Raw genomic sequence first — 5769 nt, 5'->3', positions numbered from 1 at the left:
CTGGAGACCGACCTGCGCCGGATCTTCGCCACCACCGGCGAGACCCCGCACCACCCCCTCCTGCAGGCACTTCGCCCCACCGTGCGGCGCTGCTCGCTCACCCCCGAACCCTTCCTCGGCCTCATCGAGGCCAACCGGCAGGACCAGAAGATCCGCCGCTACGGGACGTACGAGGAGCTGCTCGCCTACTGCGAGCTCTCCGCCAACCCCGTCGGCCGCCTGGTCCTCCAGCTCACCGGGACCGCGAGCCCCGAACGGATCCGCCGCTCCGACGCCGTCTGCACCGCACTGCAGATCGCCGAGCACCTCCAGGACGTCACCGAGGACCTCGGCCGGGACCGGATCTACCTGCCGGCCGATGACATGGCAAGGTTCCATGTGGCTGAATCTGATCTGGCGGAACGGTCCGCGGGCGCGTCGGTGCGGGCGCTGATCGCGTACGAGGCGGAACGCGCCGGGGATCTGCTGAATGAAGGCACCCCCCTGGTGGGTAGCGTCCACGGCAGGCTCAAGCTGCTTCTCGCCGGATTCGTGGGAGGGGGGCGTGCCGCCCTCACCGCGATCGCGGCCGCCGGGTTCGACGTACTGCCCGGACCGCCCAAGCCCACCAAGCCCAGCCTGCTGCGCGAGGTGGGAGTTGTCTTGCGAAGAGCGCGTAGAGAGGGGTGAGCCGGACCGTGGAGGGACAGACGACGTACATGTCGGCACCGGTACAGGCCGCATACAGTTACTGCGAGGCGGTCACCGGACAGCAGGCGCGGAACTTCGCGTACGGCATCAGGCTGCTGCCGGCCGAGAAGCGACAGGCCATGTCGGCGCTGTACGCCTTCTCCCGTCGTGTCGACGACATCGGTGACGGCGAGCTGGAGCCGGAGACCAAGCGCGTCCGCCTGGAGAGCACCCGCACACTCCTGGACCGGGTCCGGGACGGCGCGGTCGACGACGACGACACCGATCCGGTGGCCGTCGCGCTCGCCGACGCCGCCCGCAGGTTCCCGCTGCCGCTGGAGGGGCTCGACGAGCTCATCGACGGTGTGCTGATGGACGTGCGCGGCGCGACCTACGAGACGTGGGACGACCTCAAGATCTACTGCCGGTGCGTCGCGGGCGCCATCGGCCGGCTCAGCCTGGGTGTCTTCGGTACGGAACCGGGCGCGCCCGGTTCCGAACGCGCCGCGGAGTACGCCGACACGCTCGGTCTCGCGCTCCAGCTGACGAACATCCTGCGTGACGTCCGCGAGGACGCGGGCAACGGGCGCACCTATCTGCCCGCCGACGACCTCGCCAAGTTCGGCTGTTCCGAGGGCTTCCACCGGGCCACCCCGCCGCCCGGCTCGGACTTCGCGGGGCTGATCCACTTCGAGGTCCGGCGCGCCCGCGCCCTGTTCGCCGAGGGCTACCGGCTGCTGCCGATGCTGGACCGGCGCAGCGGTGCGTGTGTGGCGGCGATGGCCGGTATCTACCGCAGGCTCCTCGACCGGATCGAGCGCGACCCCGAGGCGGTGCTGCGCGGCCGGGTCTCGCTGCCGGGCCATGAGAAGGCGTACGTGGCGGTGCGCGGCCTGTCGGGTCTCGACGCCCGCTACATCTCGCGGCGGACGGCCAGGGGGCGTGTCTGAATGCGCCTCGCGGACATCTCGCGCACCATGAGCACCATGGATGATCAGTCCGGACGGCGGGCAACCCCCGGCCGTACCGCTGCGTCCCTGACTGGAAAGACCTGGCGAGAGGGGGATTCATGACGGACGACAGCCTGCGCTCCTCCCGGGCGGTGGTGATCGGCGGCGGGCTCGCCGGCATCACGTCGGCCCTGCGCCTCGCCGACGCCGGGCTTGACGTGACCCTGCTCGAAGGGCGGCCCCGGCTCGGTGGCCTCGCCTTCTCCTTCCGGCGCGGCGAGCTGACGGTCGACAACGGCCAGCACGTCTATCTGCGCTGCTGCACCGCCTACCGCTGGTTCCTCGACCGGGTCGACGGAGCCCGCCTGGCCCCCCTGCAAAACCGTTTGGACGTGCCTGTTCTCGACGTCGGACGGCCCTCGGGCCCCCGGCTCGGGCGGCTGCGCCGCAATGGGCTGCCGGTCCCGTTCCACCTCGCCGCCGGACTCGCCGGATACCCGCACCTCTCGCTCGCCGAGCGGGCGGGCGTGGGGCGCGCCGCGCTGGCCCTCGGCCGGCTCGACCCGGACGATCCGGCGCTGGACGACATCGACTTCGGCAGCTGGCTCGCCCGGCACGGCCAGTCGCCGCGCACCATCGAGGCCCTCTGGGACCTGGTCGGCGTCGCCACGCTCAACGCCACCGCGCCGAACTCCTCGCTCGCGCTCGCCGCGAAGGTCTTCAAGACCGGCCTCCTCTCCGATCCCGGCGCCGCCGACATCGGCTGGGCGAGTGTGCCGCTCGGCGACATTCACGACACTCTGAGCCGCAAGGCCCTGGACTCCGCCGGTGTCCGCACCGAACTGCGGACGAAGGCCGGAGCGCTCAGCCGCAGCGACGACGGACGCTGGGTGGTCGACACCGGAGCCGAGCGCATCGAGGCGGACACCGTCGTACTGGCCGTGCCGCAGCACGAGACCCACGGCCTGCTGCCCGAGGGCGCGCTCGACGCACCGGAGCGGCTGCTGGAGATCGGCAGCTCGCCGATCCTCAACGTGCACGTGGTCTACGACCGCAAGGTGCTGCGGCGGCCGTTCTTCACCGCGCTCGGCTCGCCGGTCCAGTGGGTCTTCGACCGCACCGAGGCCTCGGGCCTCACCGGACCCGGGCAGTACCTCGCGGTCTCCCAGTCCGCGGCCGACGAGGAGATCGATCTGCCCGTCGCCGAACTGCGCGCGCGCTACCTGCCCGAGCTGGAGCGGCTGCTGCCGGCCGCCCGTTCCGCGGGGATCAGGGACTTCTTCGTCACCCGGGAGCGGACGGCGACCTTCGCGCCCGCCCCCGGAGTCGGCAGGCTCCGGCCCGGGACCCGCACCGCGGCCCCCGGCCTCTTCCTGGCCGGCGCATGGACCGCCACCGGCTGGCCGGCCACGATGGAGGGCGCCGTCCGCAGCGGTGCCGGCGCTGCGGACGCCGCACTCCTGGCACTCGGCCGCCCCCACGAACATCCGCTGCAGGAGGCGGCATGAGCAGTACCACCGGAACAAGAGGAGAGTCAGTGACCCCGGCGAATCCGGCTTCCGACACCGTGGCGGACACCACGGACGTCACCGCGCTTCTGGAGCGCGGACGGGCCCTTTCCACGCCGGTGCTCCGGGCCGCCGTTGACCGGCTCGCACCGCCCATGGACACCGTGGCCGCCTACCACTTCGGCTGGATCGATGCCCAGGGCAGGCCCTCCGACGGCGACGGCGGCAAGGCCGTGCGCCCGGCGCTGGCCCTGCTGTCCGCGGAAGCGGCTGGCGCCGCCGCGGAGGCCGGCATCCCCGGCGCCGTGGCCGTCGAACTCGTGCACAACTTCTCGCTGCTGCACGACGACCTGATGGACGGCGACGAGCAGCGGCGCCACCGCGACACGGTGTGGAAGGTGCACGGCCCCGCCCAGGCGATCCTGGTCGGCGACGCGCTCTTCGCGCTGGCCAACGAGGTCCTGCTGGAGCTCGGGACGGCCGAGGCGGGCCGCGCGGCCCGGCGGCTGACCACGGCCACCCGCAAGCTCATCGACGGGCAGGCCCAGGACATCTCCTACGAGCACCGTGAGCGGGTCACCGTCGAGGAGTGCCTGGAGATGGAGGGCAACAAGACGGGCGCCCTGCTCGCCTGCGCCTGCTCCATCGGCGCGGTGCTCGGCGGTGCCGACGACCGCACCGCCGACGTCCTGGAGGCATACGGCTACCACCTGGGCCTCGCCTTCCAGGCGGTCGACGACCTGCTCGGGATCTGGGGCGACCCGGAGACCACCGGCAAGCAGACCTGGAGTGATCTGCGCCAGCGCAAGAAGTCCCTGCCGGTCGTCGCCGCGCTCGCCGCGGGCGGACCGGCCTCCGAGCGCCTGGGCGAGCTGCTCGCCGCCGACGCGAAGAGCAGCGACTTCGACAGCTTCTCCGAAGAGGAGTTCGCCGCCCGTGCGGCACTCATCGAGGAGGCGGGCGGCCGCGAATGGACCGCTCAGGAGGCGCGTCGTCAACATGCGGTCGCCATCGAGGCGCTGCACGGTGTCGACATGCCGCAAACCGTGCGGGCGCAGCTCACGGCGCTCGCGGACTTCGTCGTCGTACGAAAGAGATGATCGCCATCTGGTCCATATGACTCGCAGTCGCCGACCGGCGTTCGTCACGGACGCCGGCCGACGGAGACCCCAGCACAGCAGAGGACCAACTGCACGAAGGGGAAGCCATGACAGCGACGACCGACGGAAGCCCCGGGGCTGTGGATCCCCGCGCAGCCTCGGCCAGTAGACCGACAACCGAATCAACCATCGCCGCGGACGACGTACTGGCCGCCGCGCGGCAGGCCGCGGAACGCTCGGTGGAGCATCTCCTCGGCAAGCAGGACGAGCAGGGCTGGTGGAAGGGCGACCTCGCCACCAACGTCACCATGGACGCCGAGGACCTCCTGCTCCGCCAGTTCCTTGGAATCCAGGATTCCGCCACGGTCCAGGCGGCCGGCCGCTTCATCCGCGGCGAGCAGCTCGGTGACGGCACCTGGGCCACGTTCCACGGCGGCCCCGGGGACCTCTCCGCCACCATCGAGGCGTACGTGGCACTGCGGCTGGCCGGTGACCGGCCGCAGGACCCGCACATGGTCCGTGCCGCGGGGTGGGTCAGGGAACAGGGCGGAATCGCGGCGAGCCGGGTGTTCACCCGGATCTGGCTGGCCCTGTTCGGCTGGTGGAAATGGGACGACCTGCCGGAGCTCCCGCCCGAGCTGATGTTCTTCCCCAAGTGGGTCCCGCTCAATATCTACGACTTCGGCTGCTGGGCCCGCCAGACCATCGTGCCGCTCACGGTCGTCTCCGCGAAGCGGCCGGTCCGGCCCGCCCCCTTCGCGCTGGACGAGCTGCACACCGACCCGGGCGAACCGAACCCGGCCAGGCCCCCTGCTCCGGCGGCCAGTTGGGACGGTGTCTTCCAGCGCCTCGACAAGGCGCTGCACCTCTATCACCGGATCGCCCCGCGCAGAGTCCGCCGTCTCGCCATGAACGCGGCCGCCCGCTGGATCATCGAACGCCAGGAGAACGACGGCTGCTGGGGCGGGATCCAGCCGCCCGCCGTCTACTCCGTCATCGCGCTGCATCTGCTGGGCTACGACCTCGACCACCCGGTGATGCGGGCCGGACTCGCCTCGCTGGACCGGTTCGCGGTCTGGCGCGAGGACGGCGCCCGCATGATCGAGGCCTGCCAGTCCCCGGTCTGGGACACCTGTCTCGCCACCATCGCGCTCGCCGACGCCGGAGTGAGCCCCGATCACCCGGCGCTCGTGAAGGCGGCGGACTGGATGCTCGACGAGGAGATCGCCCGGCCGGGCGACTGGTCGGTGCGCAGGCCCCATCTCTCCCCGGGCGGCTGGGCGTTCGAGTTCCACAACGACAACTACCCCGATATCGACGACACCGCGGAAGTGGTCCTCGCGCTGCGCCGGGTCCGCCACCCGGATCCGGCACGGATCGAGGCCGCCATCCAGCGGGGGGTGCGCTGGAACGTCGGCATGCAGTCCCGCAACGGCGCCTGGGGAGCGTTCGACGCCGACAACACCAGCCCGTTCCCCAACCGGCTGCCGTTCTGCGACTTCGGCGAGGTCATCGACCCGCCGTCCGCGGACGTCACCGGGC

At 71.8% G+C, this 5769-nt stretch carries 5 protein-coding genes; all 5 read left to right on the top strand.

The annotated features are described in order from the left end of the window. Positions 1-669: squalene synthase HpnC (hpnC, locus tag J1C73_RS21355; protein WP_207317831.1), on the top strand; the 669-nt coding region annotated here is incomplete at its 5' end. Positions 670-698: 29 nt separating this feature from the next. Next, entirely contained in the window at positions 699-1619 is a 921-nt protein-coding gene (gene hpnD, locus J1C73_RS21350) for a presqualene diphosphate synthase HpnD (RefSeq protein ID WP_207317830.1), read from the top strand. Between the two features lie 119 nt (positions 1620-1738). Further along, positions 1739-3127, top strand: a complete 1389-nt coding sequence (gene hpnE, locus J1C73_RS21345; protein ID WP_207317829.1) for a hydroxysqualene dehydroxylase HpnE — start codon at positions 1739-1741, stop codon at positions 3125-3127. Further along, complete coding sequence (locus J1C73_RS21340) at positions 3124-4227, top strand: polyprenyl synthetase family protein (protein ID WP_207317828.1); 1104 nt, start codon at positions 3124-3126, stop codon at positions 4225-4227. Before hpnE ends, J1C73_RS21340 begins: the two co-directional genes overlap by 4 nt. A 107-nt stretch (positions 4228-4334) precedes the next feature. Further along, a partial coding sequence (gene shc, locus J1C73_RS21335) for a squalene--hopene cyclase (protein WP_207317827.1) occupies positions 4335-5769 on the top strand: 1435 nt, incomplete at its 3' end.

This window comes from Streptomyces laculatispora, from assembly GCF_017353455.1.
In the GTDB taxonomy this organism is placed as follows: domain Bacteria; phylum Actinomycetota; class Actinomycetes; order Streptomycetales; family Streptomycetaceae; genus Streptomyces; species Streptomyces laculatispora.
Note: the sequence above shows the minus strand (reverse complement) of the source record. Positions and strands in the feature narration are given on the sequence as shown.